Origin of the sequence: Flavonifractor sp. DFI.6.63 (genome assembly GCF_024462255.1) — a bacterium.
GTDB classification, from domain to species: domain Bacteria; phylum Bacillota; class Clostridia; order Oscillospirales; family Oscillospiraceae; genus Lawsonibacter_A; species Lawsonibacter_A hominis.
Genome location: NZ_JANGBE010000002.1, coordinates 80,791 through 105,239 on the forward strand (window position 1 = coordinate 80,791; position 24,449 = coordinate 105,239).

31 protein-coding genes are annotated in these 24,449 nt (G+C 51.6%); 1 reads left to right on the plus strand and 30 read right to left on the minus strand.

All coding sequences use genetic code 11. The annotated features are described in order from the left end of the window. Position 1 precedes the first annotated feature (1 nt). The 22 genes from NE547_RS01320 to NE547_RS01425 all read right to left on the minus strand — a co-directional run bounded on the left by NE547_RS01320 (position 2) and on the right by NE547_RS01425 (position 16,150). Complete coding sequence (locus NE547_RS01320; RefSeq protein ID WP_044940979.1) at positions 2-607, minus strand: DUF6809 family protein; 606 nt, start codon at positions 605-607, stop codon at positions 2-4. 120 nt (positions 608-727) lie between these two features. Beyond that, positions 728-1,498, minus strand: a complete 771-nt coding sequence (locus NE547_RS01325) for a methyltransferase (protein ID WP_208074645.1) — start codon at positions 1,496-1,498, stop codon at positions 728-730. A 32-nt stretch (positions 1,499-1,530) separates the two neighbouring features. Then, positions 1,531-1,986: a hypothetical protein gene (locus NE547_RS01330; RefSeq protein ID WP_208074646.1), complete on the minus strand. Its 456-nt coding sequence runs from the start codon at positions 1,984-1,986 to the stop codon at positions 1,531-1,533. A 12-nt stretch (positions 1,987-1,998) separates the two neighbouring features. Further along, positions 1,999-2,439, minus strand: coding sequence for a hypothetical protein (locus tag NE547_RS01335; protein WP_208074647.1), 441 nt, complete (start codon positions 2,437-2,439; stop codon positions 1,999-2,001). Between the two features lie 181 nt (positions 2,440-2,620). Continuing rightward, positions 2,621-3,304: a YkgJ family cysteine cluster protein gene (locus NE547_RS01340; RefSeq protein WP_208074648.1), complete on the minus strand. Its 684-nt coding sequence runs from the start codon at positions 3,302-3,304 to the stop codon at positions 2,621-2,623. Between the two features lie 97 nt (positions 3,305-3,401). Next, positions 3,402-3,650 carry a hypothetical protein gene (locus tag NE547_RS01345; protein ID WP_009258032.1) on the minus strand — a complete coding sequence of 83 codons (249 nt, stop codon included), beginning with the start codon at positions 3,648-3,650 and terminating at the stop codon, positions 3,402-3,404. A gap of 38 nt (positions 3,651-3,688) precedes the next feature. Continuing rightward, the gene (locus NE547_RS01350; RefSeq protein ID WP_208074649.1) at positions 3,689-4,228 is read right to left on the minus strand and encodes a sigma-70 family RNA polymerase sigma factor; all 540 of its coding nucleotides are present in this window, start codon (positions 4,226-4,228) and stop codon (positions 3,689-3,691) included. Positions 4,229-4,326: 98 nt separating this feature from the next. After that, positions 4,327-5,172, minus strand: coding sequence for a hypothetical protein (locus NE547_RS01355; protein ID WP_024729858.1), 846 nt, complete (start codon positions 5,170-5,172; stop codon positions 4,327-4,329). Positions 5,173-5,213: 41 nt separating this feature from the next. Continuing rightward, positions 5,214-6,287 carry a DUF932 domain-containing protein gene (locus NE547_RS01360; protein WP_009258035.1) on the minus strand — a complete coding sequence of 358 codons (1,074 nt, stop codon included), beginning with the start codon at positions 6,285-6,287 and terminating at the stop codon, positions 5,214-5,216. A gap of 32 nt (positions 6,288-6,319) precedes the next feature. Further along, positions 6,320-7,135 (minus strand): hypothetical protein, encoded by an 816-nt coding sequence (locus tag NE547_RS01365; protein ID WP_024729860.1) that lies wholly within the window; start codon positions 7,133-7,135, stop codon positions 6,320-6,322. Between the two features lie 109 nt (positions 7,136-7,244). Beyond that, positions 7,245-7,652: a single-stranded DNA-binding protein gene (locus tag NE547_RS01370; protein ID WP_195456964.1), complete on the minus strand. Its 408-nt coding sequence runs from the start codon at positions 7,650-7,652 to the stop codon at positions 7,245-7,247. 274 nt (positions 7,653-7,926) lie between these two features. Then, positions 7,927-8,532, minus strand: a complete 606-nt coding sequence (locus NE547_RS01375; protein ID WP_208074650.1) for a hypothetical protein — start codon at positions 8,530-8,532, stop codon at positions 7,927-7,929. Between the two features lie 168 nt (positions 8,533-8,700). After that, complete coding sequence (locus NE547_RS01380) at positions 8,701-9,189, minus strand: hypothetical protein (RefSeq protein WP_256174559.1); 489 nt, start codon at positions 9,187-9,189, stop codon at positions 8,701-8,703. Further along, on the minus strand, positions 9,186-9,887 hold the full coding sequence (locus NE547_RS01385; protein ID WP_024729863.1) for a hypothetical protein: 702 nt from the start codon (positions 9,885-9,887) through the stop codon (positions 9,186-9,188). The genes NE547_RS01380 and NE547_RS01385 overlap by 4 nt, the downstream gene beginning before the upstream one ends. Positions 9,888-9,949: 62 nt before the next feature. Next, complete coding sequence (locus NE547_RS01390; RefSeq protein WP_195328132.1) at positions 9,950-10,525, minus strand: sigma-70 family RNA polymerase sigma factor; 576 nt, start codon at positions 10,523-10,525, stop codon at positions 9,950-9,952. A gap of 14 nt (positions 10,526-10,539) precedes the next feature. After that, positions 10,540-10,956 carry a zinc-finger-containing protein gene (locus tag NE547_RS01395; protein ID WP_009258042.1) on the minus strand — a complete coding sequence of 139 codons (417 nt, stop codon included), beginning with the start codon at positions 10,954-10,956 and terminating at the stop codon, positions 10,540-10,542. Positions 10,957-11,449: 493 nt separating this feature from the next. After that, the gene (locus tag NE547_RS01400) at positions 11,450-11,671 is read right to left on the minus strand and encodes a DUF6133 family protein (RefSeq protein WP_009258044.1); all 222 of its coding nucleotides are present in this window, start codon (positions 11,669-11,671) and stop codon (positions 11,450-11,452) included. A 64-nt stretch (positions 11,672-11,735) separates the two neighbouring features. Further along, positions 11,736-11,882 carry a hypothetical protein gene (locus NE547_RS01405; protein WP_208074652.1) on the minus strand — a complete coding sequence of 49 codons (147 nt, stop codon included), beginning with the start codon at positions 11,880-11,882 and terminating at the stop codon, positions 11,736-11,738. Between the two features lie 330 nt (positions 11,883-12,212). Next, positions 12,213-13,091: a hypothetical protein gene (locus NE547_RS01410; protein ID WP_208074653.1), complete on the minus strand. Its 879-nt coding sequence runs from the start codon at positions 13,089-13,091 to the stop codon at positions 12,213-12,215. Continuing rightward, positions 13,088-14,020 (minus strand): type II secretion system F family protein, encoded by a 933-nt coding sequence (locus NE547_RS01415; RefSeq protein ID WP_024729867.1) that lies wholly within the window; start codon positions 14,018-14,020, stop codon positions 13,088-13,090. Before NE547_RS01415 ends, NE547_RS01410 begins: the two co-directional genes overlap by 4 nt. Further along, positions 13,969-15,399: an ATPase, T2SS/T4P/T4SS family gene (locus tag NE547_RS01420; RefSeq protein ID WP_071698948.1), complete on the minus strand. Its 1,431-nt coding sequence runs from the start codon at positions 15,397-15,399 to the stop codon at positions 13,969-13,971. The genes NE547_RS01415 and NE547_RS01420 overlap by 52 nt, the downstream gene beginning before the upstream one ends. Continuing rightward, positions 15,392-16,150 (minus strand): hypothetical protein, encoded by a 759-nt coding sequence (locus NE547_RS01425; RefSeq protein ID WP_370866806.1) that lies wholly within the window; start codon positions 16,148-16,150, stop codon positions 15,392-15,394. The genes NE547_RS01420 and NE547_RS01425 overlap by 8 nt, the downstream gene beginning before the upstream one ends. A 159-nt stretch (positions 16,151-16,309) precedes the next feature. On the opposite strand from NE547_RS01425, the gene NE547_RS01430 reads away from it, so the two are divergent. After that, positions 16,310-17,737, plus strand: coding sequence for an ATP-binding protein (locus NE547_RS01430; RefSeq protein WP_024729870.1), 1,428 nt, complete (start codon positions 16,310-16,312; stop codon positions 17,735-17,737). Between the two features lie 38 nt (positions 17,738-17,775). Here the strand turns inward: NE547_RS01430 and NE547_RS01435 are convergent, their stop codons facing one another. The 8 genes from NE547_RS01435 to NE547_RS01470 form a co-directional block, all read right to left on the minus strand. After that, positions 17,776-18,621 (minus strand): Flp pilus assembly protein CpaB, encoded by an 846-nt coding sequence (locus NE547_RS01435; RefSeq protein ID WP_208074655.1) that lies wholly within the window; start codon positions 18,619-18,621, stop codon positions 17,776-17,778. Between the two features lie 15 nt (positions 18,622-18,636). Next, positions 18,637-19,134: a prepilin peptidase gene (locus NE547_RS01440; RefSeq protein ID WP_208074656.1), complete on the minus strand. Its 498-nt coding sequence runs from the start codon at positions 19,132-19,134 to the stop codon at positions 18,637-18,639. Beyond that, complete coding sequence (locus NE547_RS01445) at positions 19,106-20,803, minus strand: hypothetical protein (RefSeq protein WP_208074766.1); 1,698 nt, start codon at positions 20,801-20,803, stop codon at positions 19,106-19,108. The genes NE547_RS01440 and NE547_RS01445 overlap by 29 nt, the downstream gene beginning before the upstream one ends. Before the next feature lie 80 nt (positions 20,804-20,883). After that, complete coding sequence (locus NE547_RS01450) at positions 20,884-21,453, minus strand: DUF6550 family protein (protein WP_256174560.1); 570 nt, start codon at positions 21,451-21,453, stop codon at positions 20,884-20,886. 72 nt (positions 21,454-21,525) lie between these two features. Beyond that, positions 21,526-22,026: a hypothetical protein gene (locus tag NE547_RS01455; protein WP_009258053.1), complete on the minus strand. Its 501-nt coding sequence runs from the start codon at positions 22,024-22,026 to the stop codon at positions 21,526-21,528. 8 nt (positions 22,027-22,034) lie between these two features. Beyond that, positions 22,035-22,499, minus strand: a complete 465-nt coding sequence (locus NE547_RS01460; RefSeq protein ID WP_110503329.1) for a DUF4320 family protein — start codon at positions 22,497-22,499, stop codon at positions 22,035-22,037. 204 nt (positions 22,500-22,703) lie between these two features. Beyond that, positions 22,704-23,705: a nucleotidyl transferase AbiEii/AbiGii toxin family protein gene (locus tag NE547_RS01465; protein ID WP_208074658.1), complete on the minus strand. Its 1,002-nt coding sequence runs from the start codon at positions 23,703-23,705 to the stop codon at positions 22,704-22,706. Next, positions 23,698-24,318, minus strand: a complete 621-nt coding sequence (locus NE547_RS01470; protein ID WP_208074659.1) for a DUF6088 family protein — start codon at positions 24,316-24,318, stop codon at positions 23,698-23,700. The genes NE547_RS01465 and NE547_RS01470 overlap by 8 nt, the downstream gene beginning before the upstream one ends. Positions 24,319-24,449 lie beyond the last annotated feature (131 nt).

A 24,449-nucleotide genomic window follows, 5' to 3' on the forward strand; every position in this document is an offset into this window, starting at 1 on the left:
TTTATTGGCACCAACTTGGCCGATGCCGGTATAAGGTCAAGCCTGTTATGCGATGGATCTCTTTGTCGTTGGTGACTTGAATGAATCCTTTTTTGCGGGCCACAACCCTGACTTCCTCATTCATATCAAGACAAAATACTTGTTCCCCGTCCATCTTCCGGAGCTCTTGCGTGGTAAGGGGAACTTCAGCGGCAAATTTGTTTTCAGGCGGTATAAGCCCGGCTACCAGCATTTGTACTGCGGTCTGAAAACCGGACTCAAAAGCCTGCTCGGCCACAATGCTGCTGCACTCACCGGCGGCAAGCTGGTACGCTTCAAAGGCGGCCATGGCTTCCGGGGAATTGCCCATTTTCTGGCGCAGGAGTTCCTCCGCCATTGAAGCATTATGGTTAAGCTGCTTCTGGTGCTCGCTTTGTGTTTTGAACACGCTCGGCTCATAATCTCCATAGTAGAGGTCATGAAGGAAATCCGGATCAGCGACAAAATCGGCTGATAAGGACTGCTTGGGAGCAGACAGGTTTTCGGCGATTCGCTCCAGAGCCTTGATGAGACTGGGCAGCTGGGAATTAAAAAATCTGCGGCCATATTCTGTTTCGTGCAAATTCAAAATTCGTCACCTCCATATAGAGAAAAACCGCCAGTGCCTTCGGGCCTGTAGCGGTTTATGTGAGGCCCCAGAACAGGGACCGGCTTCTTGGTTGTTCATGAGGACAAACCGCCTGCTCCTTTAGGCGGCAGAGGTATCTGTCCCTGCAAAGTCACAACATACGATTTCGCATATTGGCGCGGTGCAATGCCAGTCATTTTTATAGTAGGCCGTGTCGATCCCTTGGTTAAACTCCAATAAAATCCCAGTCCTTTTTTCAAATGTTCTGGCACGCCCTTCCTGAAGCCAGCGATGGTCTTCCGTTCCGCTATATACGAATGGCGCGCTCATTTGCGGTATTATGAACGCACCTTCCTTTGCAATACGGGAGGCCGCCTCTATTACCATGTATTCAAATTCGCCGCTCATGTAGCTTTTGCGGTAATTGTTTGCAATTCGGCCAAACGGCGGATTTGCAATCGCGAAGTCAAATTGGCCCAAGAGGTCAGGCAGAAAGGGATCAAGAACATCCGCGCATATCCATGTGGCCTCTGGCACAACTTTTTTACCAACCTCAACATAGTGCGGATTCAGTTCTACACAGGTAATATCGGCATAGCAGCGGCTGCGGTCACTGCATTCCAGCTGTGCCGCATAGCTCAGTACGCCGATTCCAGCACACAGGTCGATAATTCTGATCGTCTTTCCGTATAGGCACGGAATCTGGAGAGTAAAATCGTTGGCAAGTCCAAAAGGAGTAAAAAATGCACCAGACTTGCTATTGATGTGCTCCGCGTCTTCCCGGAAATTTTCAAAGATAAAAAGCTTATCTTTGTGGGAAAGGTGTTCTTTCTGCAGGAGACAAACCGCCTGATCGTGGAGCTGAATTTCTCTTTTGGTCAGCTTACTCATGGGTATCCTCCATTTATGTGGTTTGGTACAGTTTAGACAGTGAAACCTTCCATACTGCAGCGAAGAATGCAGTAGTCGGTCCGAAGGCTTTTCATGTGCCGCAGAATATCTTCTTTGGACTGGTAGCCCTCCAAATTCAACACCTGCCGTTCTGGACACCCCTTCTCGCTGGTCAGGTTGCAGTACCAGTACCCGCTTTTGGTCTGGTAGATCTTCCGATTTCTCTTGTGACCGGGAATCGTGAGCGTCAAATGCAGACCGCCGACGCCATACTCTGCATGAACGAGCATAAAAGTCGCTTTATACAGCTCGCGTTCTTCCTTTTCTACAAAACCGCAGAGGTCAGGCAGCCTGGGGCACCTTCCAGATGTGTGGGGCATATCGCGCCGATTCCGTTGGAATTTTCCCCGGCACCAGCAATCCCGCACCTCGCATTTTTCACAATCCACAGCGCCATGAAGCGGTGGGAAATAGTGTTGCTGCTCCATCACATGGCCTCCTTAAAAACAGTCATTCTGCATTACTTTTTGGCAGGCCAAGTCCAAACCAGCTTTCAGCTGAGGCATGGCCTCCATGTATTGGGGAGTGATACCCAGGGCATCAAGCGTGTCTTGAACATCGCCAGTATAGCCGTATTCGTGGTTGGAAAGTTCAGTCAGGAACATTTCATAAATGAAATTGTCTCCAGCTTTATCAGCGGCAATGGCCTCCTCAAGCTCCTTGCGGTGCCGGGCAAACATTTCATGCAGCTTCGGCGCATCGCTTTTGCGGTAAAATCCACCGGTGCCAGCGATAGCATACACCTGATTCATGTCGGAAGGGCGCAGGCCGAGCCGGCGCATTCCCTCTGCGAACTGCCGTTGATCGAACGCAAAAAACATGGGAAAGGCGTTGACCTCTTCCTGCTGGCGATCCCGTAACTCCTGATAGTGGTTTTTCATACTATGCGGCCTCCTTTTTCATCCGCTGTACAGACAGCCTGACACGCCATTCATCCGGGCGGGGCTGACTGCGGCAAATCCGTTCTAAAAGGTCTTTATTCGCACAAACAGCATATTGCTTCCACTGAGGCCCTGGCCCTTGACGGGTCAGGTGCTCCAAGGCATACATCATCACAGCACCCTACCTTTCCACCTCGAATTGCCGAAGCTTTTCTAACAGCAGGCGGGTGTTCTGCGCGTATTGCTCAAGGAACGGCTGATCCAAATCGAAGTTATAATATCGGTAAAACAGCACTTGGAAGGTCATCTGTTTGCATAGTTCCGGAGAGATCGAGCGCATCCGCTTACCAATTTCCGTGATAGCGGCATATTCCTGTTTCAAATACTCTTTCTCCGCTCTGGGGAAATTGCGATAAAACCAGTCTTTGACGGAAACCTTTCCGCCGTTGAAATGATACTGCTGATTGCGGTCAAAGCAGAGGCAGTATTCAAAATCACGGCCTCGCTCGCCGGGTCCTACAGAAAAAGGATAGAGCCGGCAGGTGCGTGGGCGTGCATCGTAGATGCTGCACAGCCCGCCCTTCAGAAAAATACAGGAATCGTCCGTCCCCGTGGTTTTCAGTACGAAGATGGGAAAGCAATCGTTGGTCAGCGGCATAGGCTCACAGTATTGAGACAGCACCTCATCTATGGTGCAGATGTTGGGCTCACGAGTACGCAGATACTTTGCAAGCCGATAGGCGTCCAGGCTCTCTACCATCACAGCATCTTTGATATGGCGGCAGCATTGACCGCATCTGCGGCACTGATAGTCCACACAGTCTTTGGCGTGAACTGAAACTACCATTGTTTTTTGATTATCCATGACAATCCTCCGAAAAAAAGGGCCGTGGCGGAAAATCCGTCACGGCCCAAAACATATAGGACAAGCTCTGTTGCCCCGGTATCTTCTTACAACCGCTTTACGCGCACGCGGCCAGACTCACCATCGGGAGCGGGTTGCAGGCCGCCAGCGGAAAAGGGGCCATTGAGAGGCAGTAATTGGAGTTGAGTGTTTCAAAGCGTACCATATCATCCGACTGATCGTGGATGGCTACCACACGGGAGGTATGATAGATCTTACCACCTGCATGAAGAAGTGCGCCCTGTCCAATCACCAGCGGACGCAGAAGTGCTCCGCGCATCACAATAGATTTTTTTGATTTCGTCATATACTTCGACCTCCATTCTGTTTGTGGTAGATAGAGGGTTACTCGCGGCATAACCTCAAAAACACAGTATGGACCTCCTCAAGAAGTTCCTGGATGCGTTTCATCGGTATTTTTTCGTGGCTGGAAATCTCCCTGATTCCATAGCCGTAACCCTTCATGCGGACGATTTTCATCTGTTGTTCAGAAACATGGGAAGCCAGATCATGGAGCATCTGCTGCATTTCAAATTCCTGCATGAGACGGTCCTGACCCGGCAGCAGCTCTTCCAGCGGAACGCCATCCGAGTATAGGCCCAGATGAATGCTGATGACTTCTGCATTACGCTTGCGGCGTGTTTGACTTAGATAATAGTTCGACAGATTGCGATACATTATCTTCCAAGCAATCGTCGAAAAAGAATATTGTCGCAACATTTCCCTTGAAAAATAGTCTTGGACAGCCTTTAAGTAACCAAAGATAACTACATCATAGAATTCATTCTCTGGAAGATGGTTGTCATTGAGAAATTTATAGACCAGGCCATGGTGTTCAGCGGCAAAATCCTGCTGCTCCTTTGTCAACGGTACTTCACACAACATAAATTTTCCTCCGTTCTAAATAAAAAAGGGATACCTCCGACTTGCGCCGGAGGTGTCCCTTGATGATGTATCATGCGGCATTGCCGCAACAAAAACAGTTACGCCGGCAACTGTTCATAGTCGCCGTTGATCTCGCCGACCACATAGCTTCCATCCGAGGCCGGGGCCGCAGTGGCAGATTCCGGGATCTCATAGTCGCAATCGTTGGCCCGCTGTTCCTCATTGATCAGCGCCCGCTGAATGTTGATAGTTTTGATTTGCCCCTTGAAGACATTGGCATAGGCGCGGATCTGGGCCAGCTCTTCCCCCTGGAAATCACGCAAAAGGCGGAAAGTTGCAACGCTGTAATCATTGCTGCCGTTGCTATCTTTCTTGAGGCCGATCTGGACCAGACTGCCATAGGTGGCACGCTGGCGATAGACAAAAGCCCTGTTCAGGAACTCCTTGAACGGCCTGATGCTGGTGGGCGGCAGGGAGACCAGCAGAGGCATATATTCACCACTGCGCAGCAGATAGAGATGCCTCATATTCTTGCACGCCTTGCCGCGGCCGCCATCCTTGGCCGATCCATACGCATTCATGGGGCAGGTAGCACACGCACCTCCCGGTACGCCGATCCCTGTTTTGCCATCTACAGAGGAGCAGAGCGGTTTGGTGTCTTCGTCATACTCGCTGCCTTCCGGCCACAGAGTATAGGCAGAGTGGTTGTAGAGGATGATGCCCTCCAGCGTCCGGGTATAATCCGGATTGTCGGGATCTTCCGTGGGAACTTCAAACTGCAGGGCGCCGCCGGCGGGAATCTTCACCCGCTGGAAGCTCATCATCTGAAGCCCATCCGCATCTTCTGCGATCTCATCGCGGCTGAAGTCGCCCTCCACCATCGCCGGAAGCAAGAATTTGTTCTGCTCGTTTGCGGCCACCATAGAAGTGTTCTGTTCGTACATAGTTCATTCCTCCTGTTAATTTTTTGATGGATGGCAGCCATTTAAGCGGCCATCTGGTTAATTCGGCTCCACTGCCGTGCCGGCATGGAGAGAATGTTGTAGCCGATGCCTTCCAGCGCGGTTGCCCGGTCATAGTCCTTAACATCCTGGCTGTGGCGCGTTACGGCGTTGGACAGACCATATAAGGTCAGATCGTTGCCTTCAATCAACCGCTGCAGCACACCGGAGCTTTCATCGTCCGTGATGTGAAAATCCTTGCTTACGAGCTTCACAATGCCAGGGACAGCGGCAGTATTCATGGGGGCGTCCTTGGCTTCCCGCATCATGTTGACCACACGGGTAAAGCGCACCTCGTCTACTACGGCCCGCACCGTGTCCTGGATCTTCATGGCGAAGGCTTTGTCATCGGCCTCCAGCGTCTTTTCCGAATACAGCTGGTAGTTCTCCGAAGCCTCATTGACACGGCCTACATGGTTGCGGCGCGTCTGGGCGTCGTTTACCACCATACCGTTGCTGCACACCAGACGATAGACCAGCGGCTGGATGCTCACCGAGCCCAGGCCTACCTCGCTGTTGCTGATAATAATACCGGACTGCACGATGTCACCGGGTACGACCTCTGCCTCCAAACGGGTGTTGACAACCTTGATGTACATACGGCTGTCGGTAAGCTGGCAGCTCTCGAAGTGCATCCCTTCCATCTCCTGCAGGACTGGAAGGACAATCCCGGCAATATCGAGGTTGTCGATACGCCGGTAGCGGTTGCTGAGAAACGCCCGCGCTGTGCCGTCTATGGTGCGAACCATACGCACAGCCGGCTCCCGCTGGAACCAGGCATTCACATTCTGCGCCAGCAGCTCGGGGTATTCCTCCAGCATCTTGTCATAATAGGCTGCCGGGATCTTGAGGTGCGTTCCGATCTGCCTGTGTGCGATGGCGTTGACCTCCAGCGGCTCCACGGCATAATCACCGGATTGGTCGTAAGCGTTGAGATATAGCCCGCCACCAAAAGGCTCCAACCGGAGACTCCGGGTGTCCAGCATATAATCGGCCTTCAAATCGTTCTGCCGCTGGATTTCCTGTGCCATTTCCACAAGACTGATCCCTGATTTCATGTTATTTCACTCCCTTCTTATGACGATGGCGGTCACCAGGAGACCTGGATGCCCTGCGCTGTTGTTTCAGCAGCCAGACCGTTGCTCTCAAACACTTCCACCAGACGAGGCCAGTAGACCTTTGCCGGAAAGTTGGAAAGATGTTCCTGTGGGACAAGCTCTTCACCCTGCTGGATGCAGATGTCCCCGTTTTCTTTCAGTGTGAGTTTGCTGTGGCCGCGTGAGTTCAGGTCGGCAATCAGCGTCTCCATGACTGTGCGCCCGTTATTCTCGTACCAGATACGCGGGTCGATGGGCTGCTTGTTGGGCGGGATGTCTGCCTGTTCCCCCTGTTCCGTCCCCGCTTTAGACAGCGGTACGATCTTGAGCAGGTCACAGCGAATGGTTGCGTCCTTACCGAAGGTGATGTCCGCATGGTCGAACGCCTCCACATTGTAAAGGCGGATACGCCCTGTGCCGTTGCTACGGATCAAGTCCGCTGGCCTCTTTTCACACCACTCAAAGCAGGCATTGGGAAAAGATGAACGCAGATAAGTCAAAATCCGGTGGTTGGCATAGCGGAGCAGCAAATCGTCTGGTACAGGCCCTTCAAGCTCCGGCACCGTAAAGGTGTTCTGCGCGATACCCTCGGCATGGAGCTGGCGCTCCCTCTGCTGACGCTGACGGCGGCGCCTGGCCTGCTGCATATAGGGGAGCAGGAGGATCAGCACGACCCAAAGCCCCCAGAGGGTAAATACCCCTATCAGAAGCCACGCTTGCCAGGGTCCGCGTACCAAAGCCATGATGGCGATGACAGCACCGATCAGGATTGTGATGCTGCCGCTCAAAAGTCCTTTGTCGTTACTCATGTTGTTACCGTCCTTCCTTTTAAGTTTTGCTTGAAAACAAAAAAAGGGACCGCACCAAGCTTCAGTTCATTCTGAAAACTTGATACGGTCCCTCTTGCAGTGCCGGATTTTATTCCGGCAGGGATTCGCGGTCGCCGTCCATTACCTCGGAGGGGGCTGGAGCGGTTGCCGCTGCGTCAGAGTCATGCTGCTCATGTTCCGCTTTTGCTCTGGAAGATTGCCCAGGAAGAAAGCCAAAGTCCGTCAGCCATACTTTCAACTTTTTGACTGTGGCCCCGTCCTTTTGCCGTACATCCACCAGTTTCTGCGATCCAGTGAGCCAGATCATGCTTCCCTTTTTGACCTTGAGCCGTGTGAGCCGGGCAGCCTGGTCGCCGCGGGCCCATACTTGATAGAAGTTCGGATGTTCACCTCCGGAGCGTTCCATCAAATCAAAACAAACATACGGCTGCTTTGACTGGCTCTCTTTGGGAGTAAGCTCGTGCATGACTCGGCCAAATACATAGATTTGTGCCATAACACTCCTTTCTTCGCCATCGGCGTTACTATCTATATATAAAAAGTGCCAGCGGATACCAACCCGAAAAGGGCGTGGCAATACCACTGACACTTGATACAGCATACAAACTTAACTGCGTGTGCAATGCAGGGCTTTTGGCCTTGCGGTACAGATGTTTCATCTGTATCCCACATGGGGAACGCACAAAAATCAATTACAAATTAAGTTTAACACCATATCTTGTATTTGTCAAGTGATATAATACTATATATAGATATTTTGGCCCGGCGAGTTACAATATGTGGTTCATGTGGCGGTAGTAATCATCCAACAGGTAGAATTTCAGTTCCTTGGCCCGGGGTGTACCATAGTTGAAGGTCAGCGCATAGAGATTGCCTGTTCCATCTATACCGAGGGGGCCGAGCCAGCAGTTAGCAGTGTTGCCGTTGAGATACCAGAGCTGAATGTCCTGGTAAGCATCTTCCGAAACAAGCCCTGATGCGGCCAGACGCTGGGCGTCTTCGTCTTCAATCGGGGTGGAGGAAAGAAAACGGCGGTAAAGTTCATCCGGCAGGCCGAGAGCCTGTTGGTAGGTCAGCGGATTTGGGTGATTCAGCCACCAGCGGGTAACATCTTCAAAGGTGCGCAGATGCGGTTTAGCTCCAAGCGCCCGAAAGCTGCGGATGAACAATTTCACCTTGTCCGGGGATGGCGCAGAAGGGATCGGGATTTCACGCACTTCGTTGTCTGAGAAGGAAAAGGCAATCCGCTCACCGCATCTGTCCTCCAGCATGAGTGCGGAGCGGGATAATGGAGAGACCAGAAAGTGCTCCATAGCAAAGGTATGATCCAGAAACTGTTGGATTTTGTATTGCTCAATCGTGTGTGGCTTGTACATGGGGGTAGACCTCCTTTTTAGATTCTACCTATTAAATAGGGAAAATCCTCCGTTTTTCTGCAGCAAAATCAGACTTTGTAAAAATAGCGGATAGAAGAGTAAGAAAAAGAGATACGATGCTGTGGTTGTGGAGCCTGCACCGTATCTCTTTCCTATTTTGCCGTAGGTTTAGCCGTTCTCCTTAGCCTGTTCCTCTGAGACAGCCGGCTCACCAAGGGCCTCATATCCCAGGAAGCTGTTGGTGGAGAGAGCCGCGTCCAAATAGTCATTCCCGACCACAGGGCGGCTGCCGGTTTGAAAGTAGAAACGATACCGGGCGCCAATCTGAAACTTGGCGGACTTACTTAACAGTAAAGTGCGCTCCGCGCCTTGTCCATCTATCAGTTGGATTTTGCGATACCGCCTTATCACAGGAGAGATAACGCTGGAGCAGACGCCTTCTACGATCTCATACTGGCCCCGGGCGATGGTGCTCCATAAGCTCCTAACCAGTACCAGAGAGGCAAGAAAGATTATGCTGCCCAGTACCAGCAGGATATGGTCTGTGGTAATAATGAAGATGATTAGGCTGAGGGCAATGCTTGCGAGCCCAGCCAAAAAGGTCAACAAAATCTTTCGCCGCAGCACGAACGGGAATTGGTTCCATTGATTCTTCATGTGGTAATCCTCTCAAAAATGATTTGCTGGCGCAGGTAGAGGTTGGCAACGGCCAGCGTTACTGCCTGACTGCTCCGGCTGTTTTTCATTATGCCGGCGATATTATAGCAGGTGGTTTCGTCGTCACCGTACACGGCCTCCATCAAGAACTGCTCATTGGGAAGATAGGCAACATCCTGCTCTACACACTTGATGATCTCAGCGGTGGACAGCAGAGCTTGCTGGGCCAGCCTCATAACACGGGTCTCATAGTCGGTACGCCGGTCTTTTTGGAATAATTTTAGCGCCTGTTGAATAGGGACTCGGCGGCCTGCCACCAGTTTGACAAATGAGATGCTCCTCATCAGCATTGATCCGCTGGCTGGAATAATGCCGAGAGAACTCAACAAATCATACAGGGCATCGTATTCCGTTTCACCGCAGCCAGATACCAGCAGACCTCGGGTGAGCAGCCGATTTACGCAGGCATCCCAAGAGCGGGAAATACAATCTCCCAGAGAGGACACCAGCTTGTCACACTGGAGGGAAATATCCTCTCGTTTAGAAATTCGCCAGTTTAGGGCGGTCCAAACGACCATTTCCTGCATATCCACCATGTAAGTTTGCCCGCTCAGGCGGATGACCGGGCAGGACCGGCCACAGCCATTCGTTTCCCGGTCCAGACGGCCGATTGCAGTATATAGGGTTTTCTGTTCCATTCATCAGTACCTCCTTCTTTTATATATCCTTTACTGCGGAAAGGCCGCGGTTTTCAACAAATTCAGAGCAGGCTTTTCAGGAACTTGGAGTCTCTGCGCAGTTTTGCGGTGGAACGCGAGATCCATGCCCCCACATGGGAGGGCGGCACCTGATAAAGCTCCGCGATGTCTGTGACCCGCATCCCTTGAAGTTTGAGGGCAAGCGCCTCAATGCCAAGCCGGGTTACACCATCGTAATCTTTTTTACAGGCATCCAGCAATGACAGAGTTTCTATCAGAGATACTTGGGTGTCAAAGGCGTCGGGCCGGGACTCCAGGGCCTCTCCGTCTGCAGCCAGTTCTCCATGTTCTCCAATAATAAGCCTGCTGAATTTTTTCTTCCTGTTGCAGATCGCCCGGCAATAGGACAGAAGCCCGTTTTTAACGACCGTTTTGGCGTAGGTAGAAAACTGGGCCCGTCCGTCATTCTTATAAGTAGACGCGGCTTTACAGAGCCAAAGGCACCCCTCTTGGAACAGGTCTCCATATTCCATACCGCAAATAGTCGGATTAACATGGATGTAGTCACAAATGACCCAATGTACGATAAAAAGATTCCGGGCAACAAGTTCCTGCTGCTGTTCTGTTAAACTGGTCATCGTTTCACCCCCCTTTAAGCGGCCGAATGCAGATTGCCCAAAGGAGCAGCGGCTTTGTAACAGAGGCGAATTACCTCATCGCACATCCCGTCAGAAAACATGCCAATATGTGCCTGCTGGTCATTTAGTCCCAGTTTGGCCTGGAGCCAGATGTAGACCTCCCATTTTTCCATGTGCCGGCTCTGCTGCAGATGCTCCAGCGCCCGGTGAGCCAGGATTCGTTTGTGCCGGAGATCCCCATTTGCCAGAGTCCCCATAGGCCGGTGTGTCCGGTCATGGGCACTCACATAGGCATCACAAGCCGGCCAGCGATCACAGAGATAGATATATTTGCCCTGGGAACGGCGGTTACAGCCATAGACTGTGCTGGCGGGGCGAAGAGAGGCGTTAGCATGGCAATAAGGGCATTGGATATGTTTTTGCTTCGTCATAAAAATCATCACCTCCAAATGCGTATAGATGACGGCGCAAAGGCGTCTTTCAGTGTGAAAAAACAGTGTTAATTGCAGCCCGGGTCCAGAGAAAGTTGTCTGAGCGCACAGGCGGAAGGCTCCGGTGTGTGCCATTCGATGTACTTGGAAAAGGCGGCGTCAAAGGCGCGCCGGGACAAAATGGCAATGCACTCAGACGAATCTACAGTTTCTCCGGATAGTCTTTGGATGTCCTCGGCAGAAAGCAGCATAACCTGTCCGCACTCATCCACAGCCAGAAGAAAACCGGAACAGGGCGTTGTCCGGCCGCACATGCAGTGGCCGCAATCGCAGCTTACAAAGATAGCGTTGCGCCAGTTGCCGCGAACAGCCCGCAGGAAAGAATAAATTTTGCAGGAAATGTTCATCCTGTACCTCCGTTATCCTATATTTCAAAAACTAAAAAAGCGGGGACCGGCTGTGGAAGTCCACAGACCGATCCCCGCCGGTGATTTTAGCCAAACAGGCCCTCGATCTCGCTGGTGATACGCGGAATCACCGTGTCGTTGAAAATGAGGGTCAGGGCCGCCAGAAGAAGGGCGCCCAGCACCACGGCGATGATGATCTTAACAGCGTCCGAAATGTAAAAATCACCGCGCTGGTTGGAAAGCGCCATACGGGCACGAAGGGCCAGTGCATTCGCCTTGTTCTGGATACGGGTGGTAAAGTTTCTCATGGTAAGACCTCCTGAAATTTTATTGTTTTGATGTTGATGGTTTTATAAAAAGACTGCTCACCGCTCAAGAACGACGAATCGGTTTGAGCATGTCCTTTTTATTGGAAATGGGCCGGCTGGGATAGGCTTTCGGCTTTTGATACAGAAGCCAGCGGAAACGGCGCTTTTCTTCCCGTGCGCCGCCAGACGGGAAAAATTTTTTCTTAGGCATAAAAGTCTCCTTAAAACAAGGGCCGGCCTGTATATGACAGGCTGGCCCAGAAATAAATGACGGCAGCTGACTACCGCTGCAAAAATCCGCTATAGAACAAGCACTTACCTCCTTTACACTGCAAGAGGTAGAAAAATGTGTTTTTTCTGCTTCATACATTCAGAAAAATGTGAAAAAATGAATTGCAAAACAGAGAAAAATGTGGACGCCTCGAATGTGCATCATCATTTATCACGAATCTTCCGCTGTATCTTGCAGAGAAAACCATAGAGCTCTTATAGGAAACGGCCCTCACATCCAGATGTGGGGGCCGTTCCATTCGCAGTCCGATTATCCAAAGAAAGCGCCCAAGGAGCCCATAACCTCGGTACAGAGGACCACCAGGTAGATGATCATGATGCAGATGAGCATCATCATGGAGTAACGCTGGATTTTCTTGGGGCGTTTGGCCGCTTCCTTTTTTAAGTTGTTCTGCTCAATCTGTCTCATGTCAAAACAGATCATTTTAAAGTACATCCTCTGATCGTCGCCTCGCAATACGCCAATCAGTCCCCGGATCACATCGGACAGCATGGGGCTGCCGATGCGGGTTTCAAAATGGATGAGGGCGTTTTCATAGTTGCCGGTCTTCATATCGGCAATCGTCTGGTCCAGCTCCGCGCCGAAGTCCTTGCCTGCCACCCGCCGGTAGGAAGTAAGTATCTTCAGCACATCCCGGTCGTTTTCCAAATTCTGCCCGATGGTAAGGGCAAAGCGCGGGATCTCATTCTCAATGAGCTTGCGCCGCTTTTTCACAAAGTCAAAAACCTTGTAGTAGGTTGAAAACCACAGCGCCACGGCCAGACCAATCAGAACAGGCACCATAAGCGGTATCAGAAACGCCATCAGCAGAGAACTGAGGCCGACTGCCCCGGCTGTGACCCAGGCCCGGGCGGTGTAGACTTCCGGTGTCAGCTCCATGCCGGCAATGTCCAGCGCCCGCTGCAGTTTATTCCGCTTGAGCTTATCCAGCTTCAGGTACGGGGCGATCAGGCTGGCGATTTTGGTGAGATAGACATCCAGCAGTTTCTCGGCCTTTACGCCCTGCTGCTTGCGGGCCAGAAGCATCATACGGGAGGTACGCTTCGTGGGAATGTCTGCAAAGGCGCAAGTCAGGTTGTAGACGGCAAAACCGAAACAAATCACTGCTGTGAGAGCTAAAAGTGTCATGCGCTGTCACCTCCATATTCAATGGGCCTGCTCAGTTTCATGATCTGGGTCAGGGCAAACAGGATAATGGCTGCGCAGATTGCCAAAGCGATTTTGCCCGGCGTGGTGAAGAGCAGCGTGTGAAACCAATCTTCATTCAGGAAATAAAGCAGCGGTACATTGGCAATCACGAGGAACATCATTGTGATTGCCTCCCGGCGCGGCCCCTGCATCATAGCCTCCAGCTCCGACTGCACCACACGAACATCAGAAAACTTCTGGGCGATGGTAGGCAGCGTATTTTTCATGGCCCGGTCAGACTGGCACTGAATGAGGATGTTAGCCCACTCATGGAAAACACGGTTTGGAATCTTCATTTTGAGCGAATTGATGGCACTCGTAGTATTTGCGTTGATCAACTCTGCCTCATAGACAAATGCCTCAAAATTGGCCTTCACCGGCTCATTGATGTAGGGCAGGTTTTCCTTGACTGCCCGAATCAGGTCCTCCGTGCGCAGGTAGGAAGTGGTGATGATGGAGATGGCCGTTTCCAGTTCTTCATTCAAATGCTTTTTATAACTGGCTGCGGTGCTGCGCAGATACCAAATAGGAGCGAGTGAAAATCCGATCCCTAAAATCGGGACCATGTACACATTGCCAATCAGCAGCGCCAGGGCACCGCCCACCGCGAACAGGATCAGAGACAGCCGTTTGACTGCTTCATACCGGTCAGCCCGCCCGGTGCCTTTGAGGATTTGCTTTAATTCAAAGTCCTGATTAAAGAAGCCCTTGGCCGGAGTGCCCATCAGAACATTCAATTCATCGGTCAGTGTGGCCGACTTGCGCTGTGACCGGAAAAGCGCATCAATGAAATCGCCCGGCCGCACACCAAACAGCGTTAGGAGTCCAGCGGCGATGAGGGCGAAGCATATGATGTAAACCCACGGCATCCGTTCAACACCTCCTTGTCGTGCTCAAGAAATTCATCCAGCTCCTTATGGGAAATCCCATTGTCCAGGAGACGCTTCTGCAATGAGCTGGACATCTCGGAAACTTTTTTGTGGCGGCCGACCACAAGAGGCCGTCCATCTGCATCAACAGTATTGTCCAGCACATTATAAGAGTAGAGGGTGCGGTAAATCAGCCGTTCGCCCTCACAGCCTTCCCCCTCGATGATCTCCATGATTTTACGGCTCCGGTCTTCCAACTGCTTTGTGAACACGATGATTGGATAGGCTTCGACCATGATCTGCATCAAAACATCATCGCCCATCATATACTTTCGCTTTGCCAGCGTCATCATGCGCCGGTAAGTGGAGGCGCAACTGTTAGAGTGGATTGTGGTGCAGACGGTATGGCCGGTACGGGAGCTTTCAGCAGCGGACAGGCTTTCTGCCGCAGACCGCATTTCACCGACGCCGATCACATCCGGGTGCTTGCGAAGGACCCGCTCCAGCAGGAAGTCCTGGTTGATGTTCAAGGATGGATTTTCACTGGGCCGGGTGAGCAGATGGACTACGGAATTCAGAATGTTTCCATTTTCGTCCCGCTTGACCAGATCAAATTCGCGGCTGCCTTCCTCAATCGTGATGAGGCGGCGGTTGTCAGGGACCTGGGACAACAGCCATGCCATGATGGTAGTTTTGCCGGAGCCGGTGGCCCCGGCAATGCAGACGGATACGCCATAGCGGATGCAGGCGGTCAGAAAATGGAGCATTTCCGCGGTTGCGCTGCCGGAGTCCAGCAGCTTCTGTGCGGAAACCGTTTGCTGATTCACGATACGGATGGAGGCGTTGATCCCCACCTCCGGGTCAACAATCGGTGTCTTATCCACGGAGATACGCACATTCTTATCCAGAAAACCGATCACGCTGGGCATGGTATCATCTATGACCATGCCGCAGGCGTTGAGCATACGCCGGACCACATCAATGGCGTGCTGTGGGGAGGAAAACTTGTCCGGGATCTTAACGCTGCGCCCGCCGGCTTCAATCACCTCAATGTCGTTGTAAGCATTGATGTTGACCTCCTCAATACCAGGCTTGTAAATCCACTTTTTCAGGAAAGAGTACCCGGCCATGTCCTCATAGAGCTTCTCGCACAGCTCCTCCGTGGTCAGCCCCTCGATAGCGTATTTTCGCTTGACGATGTACTGCACCATCAGTTCTTTCAAAAGGGAGGAGGCGCGGTCGGTATTTCCATCGCCGGCCTCTGCAATCGTGGCGGCGTGGTTTTCCGCAAAATACCGCTGTACATCTTCCAGAATCTGTTCATAGGTAAGGTCCTGATTGGCCGCAGGAGCGAAGAAAATGTCATTGAGATTATTCATCGGCAGTTTCCTCCTCAAAATGCTCGGTTTCGTTCCCACCATCCTCTGCGGCATGGTCAGCCAGCTCCATCTGCTCCAGCGCATCCAAAACTTTGTTGAGCGAAGCTGTGTATTTGGGATTGCAGTATTTGATGGCCTGGAACATCCCGCCTTCGGTGGCGCAGCGGTCAATCTCCTTGCCATAGGGCAGAAGGCCGTCCCATCCGCCAATGATATGGCCCATCTCATCCAGCGCGTGGAAGGGGCGGGCCATGCCGGCAAAGGTCATGTGCTGATCGTAGTGGAAGCGTCCGTCTCCCAACAGGGGCTGATGGGCCTTTAAGTAATTAACGCCCTTGAGATCAGGCGTCAGGATGCGAATGACCAGATCCCCTGACTCAATGGCGGCAGGCGTGAACACATTCGTCATATTGGAACTGCAGTCCAGAATGACGAAATCCACAAGCCTTGCGGCGGCATTGACCAGTTGGAGTACCATGGCATACTTGACTTCCGGGTAACTCAACGGATTTTCACCGGCAGCATAGCCCATCACGCCAATGAAGGGGTAACTTTTGAGCACGGTAACATGGCCTGCCACCAAAGAGGTGTCGATCTCCACGCTGCTCAGTACCTGCCCTACGGAGGCGTTGGTCTGAATGATCTGCTCCGGCAGCCAGACAGGGAGCATGGGGACACTGATTTCCGCATTGATGATGATCGCTTTCCGCTTGTCGCGGGTCAGGGCTTTTGCCAGAATGCAGGAAAACATACTTTTTCCGCTCCCTGGGCTGCCCCAGACAGTAATAACTTTTCCCATAGTCGAAGGCTCCTTTCAAAAGAGGTGGGATACCCCTTGACTTTTTCATTGTTAGTTGTATAATATAAATCAAATTATCATAAGATAGATTATGATAAAGGAGGCGGCAGTATGAAATTTATCGGCAGACGCAGGGAGTTGGAATCCCTTGAAACCGCGTATCAAACAGACGGCGGCTTTGTTGTTATCTATGGCAGACGGCGCGTGGGAAAAACGACGCTTATCAAAGAGTTCATCAAAGACAAGCTCGCTTTTTACTTTCTCGCAACAGAGGAAGTAGAATCCCAGAGCATGAAGCGGCTTGCCAGTGTTGCCGCACGGATCACGAAAAATCCTATGCTGCAGAGAGTCGCATTTTCCGATTGGCTGGATTTGTTCCGTGTGATTTCGGAATACCGTCCGGAGGAGAAAAAAGTGCTCGTGATCGATGAGTTCCCGTATCTGGTCAAATCGAATCCGGCGTTCCCCTCCATTCTCCAAAACGCATGGGACGAGATCCTCAAGGACAGTAATGTGATGTTGATCCTCTGTGGCTCACTGATCGGAATGATGCAAAAGTATGCCCTCTCATATGACAGCCCGCTGTATGGGCGCCGGACCGCGCAGATCCGCCTTGCTCCGCTGCCATTCCCGGATGTGTATGCGGCACAGAGCCTTTCGTTTGAAGATGCGGTGAAGCAATACTCAATCACAGGCGGAGTACCCAAGTATCTGGAGTTCTTTAATGAGCGGGACGATTTGCTGCAGCAAGTGGAATCTGTTATCCTCTCGAAAAACGGCTTTTTATATGAGGAGCCCAATTTCCTGCTGAAAGATGAAGTGACCTCGGCCGTAAACTATTTTTCCATTATCCGAGTGATAGCGGAGGGCAATCATAAGCTGGGTAAAATCGCCGGCGCTATGGGGATCGAGACTTCCGGCCTGACGCCTTATCTCTCTACCCTCAGCGATTTGGGCTTTATCGTCAAGGACACGCCTGTGACGGAGAAAAATCCAGAGAAGTCCCGCAAAGGGCTTTACTTCATACAAGATAACTTTGTGCGCTTCTGGTTCCGGTATGTCTACCCGTATAAGGGAGAACTGGAATTGGATAACTCCCGGCTCGTCATGGACGAGATCGAAAAAGATTTTGAACAAAAGTTTGTAGCCTTTGCTTATGAGGATGTCTGCAGGGCCGTTTTTGCGGACTTGTGCAGAAACAGGGAAATTCCATTTACGCCATCCCGTATAGGGGCCTATTGGCTGAATGACCTTGACAGCGATACCGAAATCGATGTAATGGCGGTAGACCACCAGAATCATCAGGTCTTTGCCGGCGAATGCAAGTTCCATGTCAAGCCAGTGGATGCGCCGGTTTTCTTTGCCCTGCGGGACAAAGTGCAGGTGTCCGCAGAAATCCAATCAGCATTCAAAGGCTATCAGTTCCTCTACGGGGTGTTTTCCAAGAGCGGCTTTACTCCACGGCTGCTTGATATGGCCGGACAGAATCCCAGCCTGTTCCTGATCAACGAGGACAAACTCATCCAAACAAATACCTGATGGTAAAACCAGGGCGGTGAAGCGATTCACCGCCCTGGTTATTTGCTATCCTCCTGGCCGCTTTCAGGGGAGACGGTTTCAGGCTCGCCCCCTTCGGTGTTTTCGGCGTCTCCCTCGGCGGCAGGCTCGCTGCTTTGCGCATCAGCGTTTTCCTCCACCAGCGTTTCCGGGAAGTAAATTTCCTGGAGCGTCTTGTCCTGTTCGGCCAGCAGTTCTTCAGCCAGCTGGTCATTGTTGCGGGAGATCAGGGCCACATGAGCTACGCCGTCGTTCTCCAGCTCAGTGATGATGCGGGCCTGCTCCGGGCTTGCCAGCACTGTGATGGTAGCAGACTGCTGCGGCTCTTCATCTTCTGTGGGCTCCTTGGTATTGTCCACATTGATGCCATCAGAATCCGTGACGGAAAGGACCTTGACAAAACGCAGTTCGGGTACTTCTTCCGCAGTCTCCAGGAAGTGATAGATGCGGACAATATCATTGGGCTGGAGCTTATCCGACAGTCCGGAGGCCAGCGTTTTTACGGTCAGGGAGATAGCAACCTTACCAGAGGGGATGTCGTTGAGCGCCACATCGGAGGAAACTGGGACGCTGCTCACCTTACTGGTGAGAATATAATCGCCCGCAGCCAGATCCGCCGTCACATACAGGCCCTCCACATCATCAAGACTGTGAGCCACATTGGCGGGAAGGTTGTAGCCGCCTACCTCCACAACCTCAGCGTTTTCTTTTGTGACCTGCTCGCCTTTGAGCACGGGCTGGGTGATACGGACAATTTCCGTTTTCCCGTTGGTCTGCCGGGCAATGGTGGGCAGCGCCACAAAAGCGATGACCGCTGCCAATACCAGAGACAAAATACCGAAAATAAATCGGTTGTTGAGTTTCATAAGCACATTCTCCTGTCATAAAAATAGTTCAGCCAGCGTTGCAATCGAGCAGCCGCAGGCAAGAAAAGGTAAGAACGGAATGGCGATGGGCTGGCGGAGCCGGGAAAGCCTTCGGAACAGAAGGGCCATCGGCATGGCAAAGACTGCGGCCACAAAGAAAACCAGAGCCATCCCGGAAGGACCGTAAATCAGCCCAAGTATCCCACAGAATTTAATGTCGCCTCCCCCAAGCCCAGTTCCACCCGTTGCCATGGCAGCAGCCAGAGGGATGCAAAAGCCAAGCAACGCCCCCGCCAAAGCCTCGGCAACGGCAGGCCAGAGCTGCCCACCGTCCCCGGCAAGGCAGACCTTGAGCAGCGGAGCCAGAGCGGCGAAGGGCATAAAAAAGGCGAGCGCCCGATCCGGCACCCGCCTATATAGAATATCGTAAACAGCAAAACCAGCCACAACAGAGAAAACGGTGAGCAGGTATGCCGGCCACAGGCTACTCGCGGTTGGTGTACCAATCATCATAAAGGCTCCCGTCGATTGAAACATAGTCGTTCAGGTTGATGCTTAACATTCCATCAGGGGTCCAGGTGTCCCACACCTGTGTAAACACGGTGTAGTCTGTGGAATCCGGGAACCATAGCGGACTGAAATGCACAGTCCGGTTGTAGGTAGAGAACTCATTGGGCTGGAAGGTGAATTTGGCACTCCGGCCGCTGGACACCCGCTGCAGAAGGCGTAAGTATGTTTCGTACTGGAACTCGGGAAACACGGAAAATGCCGTCTGTGGATGGGTGATGTGGCTGGTGGGCGCGTCGGTGGAAAGGGTGGCTGTCACATCCTGCTTGACGCCATACCCGCTTTTCATTGACTTCCCGGAGGCCGTGGGCACAATATCATCCGGCATCAGGGACATCACACCGCTGATGGAGGCAGAATAGCCAGTGTACTCGTACTCCCAATAGCCTTCATCGACCCAGTGCCCCCAGTCATCGTGGTCACACCAAACCCAAACCGGTACCCAGTAGCAGCTCCATACACCCCAGTTGGCAGTGAGCTTCTGCGGCTCATTGGGGAGTGAGGGCGCGGTGTAGCCGGGGTTGGTATCCGTTGCTGTCGGATCTGGAGGGATATGTTCGTTCAAGTCCACGATCTCCGCAACAAAGGTATCTTGTGCGGTATAGGCCCCGCTGACGGAAACCGTGATGGTTACCGACTGTGGAGTGGAGGGCGTGTGCCATTTGACCCAGACCACCTGGCTGTCGCCCGCCGGGATGACTATATCATTGACCCGGTAGGTGGTGCCGAGAATATGGAAGGTCACCGAGGCCGGATTGTCCGGTGTTAAATCCGTATCCGTCCGCAGAGTAACGGATGTGATCACATCCGTATCTACCCGATACTCTACATCGGGCGCTTCAATTTCCCCTTCGGGCGGGCGCTCATCGAACCAGACGATGCCGACGCCCAGACTGCTGATGATGTCAGCGTTGCTCTGCTTGCTTGTGGTGCTGCCTGTCCATGCGGGCAGGCCGAGGTCGCTAAATTCCAAAAACATCGACAGAGGCAGATTCTTGTGGGTGAGGGAAGTCATGGTTTTCCGAAGCGCCCCGCCGGATTTTTGGTCATACAGCGCCGCCTCTGTAGCGGTCATACAGTAATACTGGCCGTTATGCGTAAAGTATGCAATGGGCTCGATCAGCAGCTTATAGTCGCCGGCAATCATCCGCTCATAGTCCACACCGGCCGCTTGGGCAACCATCTGGCAGGCATACTCCGAACAAAAATATCGCTTGATGGCCTCAATATTGCTCTGTCCCTTGCTGCTGACGATGGTGGGCATAGACTGTGCTGGCTTGATGCAGGAGTATGCCACGCCAGACTGGAGGGAGAGTGCGGTGCCGCCCAGATACTGTAACTTGTTGACTTTCCCAAAGTGCAGGACGCTGTTTTTTTGTACCCGGTTGGAGAAGTCTACGGGGGAAGATATTGCTGTACCGCTATCGGCATCCACAACGGTGATCCGCACACCATCATTTCCAGGATTCCAGAAATTAGAGGATGTGCCTTGGCCCATGCTGCCGCCACCGCCGTCAATATTTCCGTTACCGCCCTCCGCAAACGCGGTGGAAGGGAGCAAACAAAATACCAGGGCAAGGCTGCACAGGAGGGCGAGAAGTCGCTTCAAATACATCACACTCCGTTCTTCTTAAAATAGAAAGGCCGCCACAATTCTGTGACGGCCAATCAGGGGTATATTCAGTTGTAGATTGGTCAGCCCATATTGCCAACCTGCTTGTTGATGTCTCCATCGCTATCACCGACAGACTGTTGAACATCGCCGGGAACTACCCACCCAAACACTGGATTATACACAGCGCCGTTGCCATTGCTGGCTCCGGGGGCCGGCTCGTTATTGGCCGGCTCCTTTTCCGCAGGGGGAGTGGTGACCTTGGGCACTTCCGGGTCAGGATTGACCGGATGATCTTCACCGGGGTCTTCCCGCTCGGTTTTCCCTTCTGGCGCGGGCGGAGGCGTTGTTTCCGGTTTCTCCGTGTCCGTGAAGTCGATCACGACTTCATCCTCAGTTTCGGAGGTCACCTTGGGGTAATCCTCTTCAGGACTGGAGGACTGGCCGGGCGCATAGGCTCCGGCGCCGCTCTCACCGTCTGTCTGTGTGCCGCCATCCGACCAATCGCTGGTCGTGCTGCTGGGCGGGGATTCTTCCGGCTTGAAGTCTTCTGTGCGATCCCGGCTGGCAAACCAGCAGACGCCCAGGATGGCAACACAGAGGACGGCCAGCGAAGTAACGATAAAGCCTTTGGATTGGAAAAACTTCTTCATGTGTGATACACTCCTTTTTTGCTGTTATATAAAGCCTATACTGTAGTTCTGGCTGAATTTTCAACAGCACGGCTAAAATTTGGTGTTGTGGTAGCCGGTCAGTTCTACCCGCTGGGTAATGGTGGGGTAACTGTGTCCAAACATCCGCACATAGAAGTCAACATCACAGTAAAAGATGTACTCCACACGGTCGCCCACCACATTGAATTCAAGGCTGATGTCGGAAACCGTGTAGTCATCGGTAGAGAGAGGGACCTTTTCAGCAAGGCCGCCGGCAACTGTGGCCTCCAGCATTTCTGTGTAGTCCCGGCTGGAGTAGAGGGTGCGTAAATACTCTTCAAAATTGGTTTCCCTCTGGGAGCGGTAAGTATCTGCGTAGATGGTGGCGCTCAGATTGTTCAGCTCCATTTTAGCCCCGTTGCGGATGTTGATGCAAGTAATTCTCACCGAGGCATACAGTAGCAGGAAAGAAATGAGCATGACAACTCCAACCACAAAGAAGCAGGCGAAGAAGGTGATCTCCCCCCGCTCGTTGCGGAGCGGCCGGTGCAGCTGTGAGAATAAACGCTTCATAGGCCACCTCACTTCCAGTAATGTTCGCTGACGCCGGAGCCGCGGGCCACCACCGTGATGTTGACCAGATCCAGATTCCAGAAGCCGCCCAGCTTGGCATCCCCCTCAATGGTAATATAGAAGGGCGTTCCCAACTGGATGGCCCGGGACATCCCGGAAGGTGTGGGAGATTTATATGTGGCGTCAATCGAATAGGTGATATTGTCGGCCCCCTCGATCTCCGAACAGAGGAAATCAAAGAGAGCATCCGTCTCGCTGTTGATGCCGCCGGACAACTGGATCTGCTTGACCATCTGATCGGCTGCATGGTCAAGCTCCTGTTTTGTAGAGATAATGCCGAACAGGTCGATGATAAAGGCCAGCAAAACAACGGCAATGAAGATAAACACCACCGTGGAAAAGTAGTTGGCCTCGCCCCGCTCATTTTTTAATGCACTGCGGAGCTTTTGCAGTATGCTATGGATAAAAACCACCACCTTTACTCAGAAATAAAAACAGCCGCTCCCGGCCGGAGCGGCTGCATTACAAATTTTTGACTGTACCAAGTATAACAGATATGGATTTACGGCTCAAGGGCAAGGCTGTGCCAATGTAAGGACAATTCTGTGCCAATCTTGTGTTCAACTGAATTTAGGACGAAATCTTCTGAATTAAAATATGTTACGCAAAGCAAGGCTTCATTGCAGTGCGTGTATCTCGTTCTCCAGGTCACTGATGACACTCATAATCTTTTCAAAGGATGGGATTTCTCCATAAAGCATATTTTGCATGGCGGTATAGTCCGTCCAAAGGGCATCGAGTCGATATGAAGGAGGGAGCAGTTTCAAGGTGGCAGGGACAGCTTCTGGATATTTTGCCCATGCCCGTGGGTAGAATTTCATTTTGAAATTGACTACCTTTTGCAGAAGATCCAGATGAACAAATGCTTTCTCCTTCACGGGACTGATCGCCATACAGTACAAATCATAATAATGTCGGGAATACCGTTGAGGCATCAACAGATGTTCAGGTCGGTTTGCTTCATGATGTAGGATGGTGGCCTTTTCCCAAAAGGTCCGCTCTGGAGCTACGGTCAGAACTGATACAGTTCTCTGCTTGAATAACTGGGGATACTGCTCTGCAGTATAAGGTGTGATATCTACCATATCGGCTGGCGTCCATGCAGCCAGCGCACCGATTTCCAAGCGGATGACCTGTAGCGTGGAGGTATCTGTAAACAGATTTGGATAAGCAAAGATAACCGTTTGAGGATCTTCTTCATCTATGTAAAGGTTGGCCGAAGTCCCCAATTCGACAGAAAGATCCTTTTGCATCCGTGGGCAAAAATCTTCCGACAGAAAAATTTCTGCCCTGCGATTTGCCTCTTTATTGAACGCATCCTGTTTGGTGTTAGAGCGTTTCTCCCAGGGTTCATCTATGCGATACCCCAGTACACGCCAGTCCAAAATCAAATCAATGTCCTCAGAAAAACGACTAATCAGATGGTATCCTTTTGACAGGCTGGTGCCCCCTTTGAAAGTGACTGCTTCTTTCCACGGGGAGCGATGAAATAGATAGTCCAGCGTCAAACACACCCAAAAATCCTTTTCGATAATTGCATCGTTTAGCCCTATTTTAGCAGCCGTATTATGAAATAATTCCCGCCGATCATCAGCAGACAGTTTGGCGATTTCAATCATTCTCTTTTTCTCCTTTGCAAATTTCCCTTATCACATTATAAACCCAGTCTGTTGCTTCAGAGCCCTCTCGAAGTAATGCCGCTTTTTCCTCGGTGTTCAGCCGGTGAGAGAGGATCCGTATGACCTTTGAATCAGTGTTTTCTTTGCCAAGAGTTTTTAGAGCCTGAATTACTAAAATTGTTGTAGGAGATAAGCCCGTTATTTCTTTATTAGTCCGATGCTTAAATTCGATTTTTGTCTTATCCCATTCATATGTTTTGTAGGGGCCATCACTGATATACGACCACACAGCAGTAACCTGTGTGGACAATCCCAACTTATTCAGAGCAGTATCCCCACAAGGCGCTATGGTCCAGTGATAACACCTTGCAAGAGCATTGGCAATCTCATTTGGGTCAGCAGCAACATATTCCTGCAAGAGTTTACTGTATTTGGGCTTTTCAAATACACCACGGATAATGCGGCGTAAAGTTCCTTCTTTGATTAGACGGCTAATAATTTGCTTGATTGTGTTGGTGTCTGTAATATCAGCAAAATCTGAATTGACAAATACGCTGCCATCCGGAGCCTGCATAATTCGTTCACGGATTTTTTCCATGTAACTGTTGCTCATATGCTTGGCCTCCTTTCTGTAACCAATATTATATATAATTGGTTACAAAAATGCAATGAGCATTTCGTAATTAGGATTGCCATAGCCAAAAAATTTATACTGATTTTTCAGCATCGAAACCGGATGACATC

Coding starts and splice junctions, on each gene's coding strand:
- NE547_RS01325 (WP_208074645.1), bottom strand. CDS start 1,498: ATGAGTAAGCTGACCAAAAGAGAAATTCAGCTCCACGATCAGGCGGTT.
- NE547_RS01330 (WP_208074646.1), bottom strand. CDS start 1,986: ATGGAGCAGCAACACTATTTCCCACCGCTTCATGGCGCTGTGGATTGT.
- NE547_RS01335 (WP_208074647.1), bottom strand. CDS start 2,439: ATGAAAAACCACTATCAGGAGTTACGGGATCGCCAGCAGGAAGAGGTC.
- NE547_RS01340 (WP_208074648.1), bottom strand. CDS start 3,304: ATGGATAATCAAAAAACAATGGTAGTTTCAGTTCACGCCAAAGACTGT.
- NE547_RS01345 (WP_009258032.1), bottom strand. CDS start 3,650: ATGACGAAATCAAAAAAATCTATTGTGATGCGCGGAGCACTTCTGCGT.
- NE547_RS01350 (WP_208074649.1), bottom strand. CDS start 4,228: ATGTTGTGTGAAGTACCGTTGACAAAGGAGCAGCAGGATTTTGCCGCT.
- NE547_RS01355 (WP_024729858.1), bottom strand. CDS start 5,172: ATGTACGAACAGAACACTTCTATGGTGGCCGCAAACGAGCAGAACAAA.
- NE547_RS01360 (WP_009258035.1), bottom strand. CDS start 6,287: ATGAAATCAGGGATCAGTCTTGTGGAAATGGCACAGGAAATCCAGCGG.
- NE547_RS01365 (WP_024729860.1), bottom strand. CDS start 7,135: ATGAGTAACGACAAAGGACTTTTGAGCGGCAGCATCACAATCCTGATC.
- NE547_RS01370 (WP_195456964.1), bottom strand. CDS start 7,652: ATGGCACAAATCTATGTATTTGGCCGAGTCATGCACGAGCTTACTCCC.
- NE547_RS01375 (WP_208074650.1), bottom strand. CDS start 8,532: ATGTACAAGCCACACACGATTGAGCAATACAAAATCCAACAGTTTCTG.
- NE547_RS01380 (WP_256174559.1), bottom strand. CDS start 9,189: ATGAAGAATCAATGGAACCAATTCCCGTTCGTGCTGCGGCGAAAGATT.
- NE547_RS01385 (WP_024729863.1), bottom strand. CDS start 9,887: ATGGAACAGAAAACCCTATATACTGCAATCGGCCGTCTGGACCGGGAA.
- NE547_RS01390 (WP_195328132.1), bottom strand. CDS start 10,525: ATGACCAGTTTAACAGAACAGCAGCAGGAACTTGTTGCCCGGAATCTT.
- NE547_RS01395 (WP_009258042.1), bottom strand. CDS start 10,956: ATGACGAAGCAAAAACATATCCAATGCCCTTATTGCCATGCTAACGCC.
- NE547_RS01400 (WP_009258044.1), bottom strand. CDS start 11,671: ATGAGAAACTTTACCACCCGTATCCAGAACAAGGCGAATGCACTGGCC.
- NE547_RS01405 (WP_208074652.1), bottom strand. CDS start 11,882: ATGCCTAAGAAAAAATTTTTCCCGTCTGGCGGCGCACGGGAAGAAAAG.
- NE547_RS01410 (WP_208074653.1), bottom strand. CDS start 13,091: ATGACACTTTTAGCTCTCACAGCAGTGATTTGTTTCGGTTTTGCCGTC.
- NE547_RS01415 (WP_024729867.1), bottom strand. CDS start 14,020: ATGCCGTGGGTTTACATCATATGCTTCGCCCTCATCGCCGCTGGACTC.
- NE547_RS01420 (WP_071698948.1), bottom strand. CDS start 15,399: ATGAATAATCTCAATGACATTTTCTTCGCTCCTGCGGCCAATCAGGAC.
- NE547_RS01425 (WP_370866806.1), bottom strand. CDS start 16,150: ATGTTTTCCTGCATTCTGGCAAAAGCCCTGACCCGCGACAAGCGGAAA.
- NE547_RS01430 (WP_024729870.1), top strand. CDS start 16,310: ATGAAATTTATCGGCAGACGCAGGGAGTTGGAATCCCTTGAAACCGCG.
- NE547_RS01435 (WP_208074655.1), bottom strand. CDS start 18,621: ATGAAACTCAACAACCGATTTATTTTCGGTATTTTGTCTCTGGTATTG.
- NE547_RS01440 (WP_208074656.1), bottom strand. CDS start 19,134: ATGATGATTGGTACACCAACCGCGAGTAGCCTGTGGCCGGCATACCTG.
- NE547_RS01445 (WP_208074766.1), bottom strand. CDS start 20,803: ATGTATTTGAAGCGACTTCTCGCCCTCCTGTGCAGCCTTGCCCTGGTA.
- NE547_RS01450 (WP_256174560.1), bottom strand. CDS start 21,453: ATGAAGAAGTTTTTCCAATCCAAAGGCTTTATCGTTACTTCGCTGGCC.
- NE547_RS01455 (WP_009258053.1), bottom strand. CDS start 22,026: ATGAAGCGTTTATTCTCACAGCTGCACCGGCCGCTCCGCAACGAGCGG.
- NE547_RS01465 (WP_208074658.1), bottom strand. CDS start 23,705: ATGATTGAAATCGCCAAACTGTCTGCTGATGATCGGCGGGAATTATTT.
- NE547_RS01470 (WP_208074659.1), bottom strand. CDS start 24,318: ATGAGCAACAGTTACATGGAAAAAATCCGTGAACGAATTATGCAGGCT.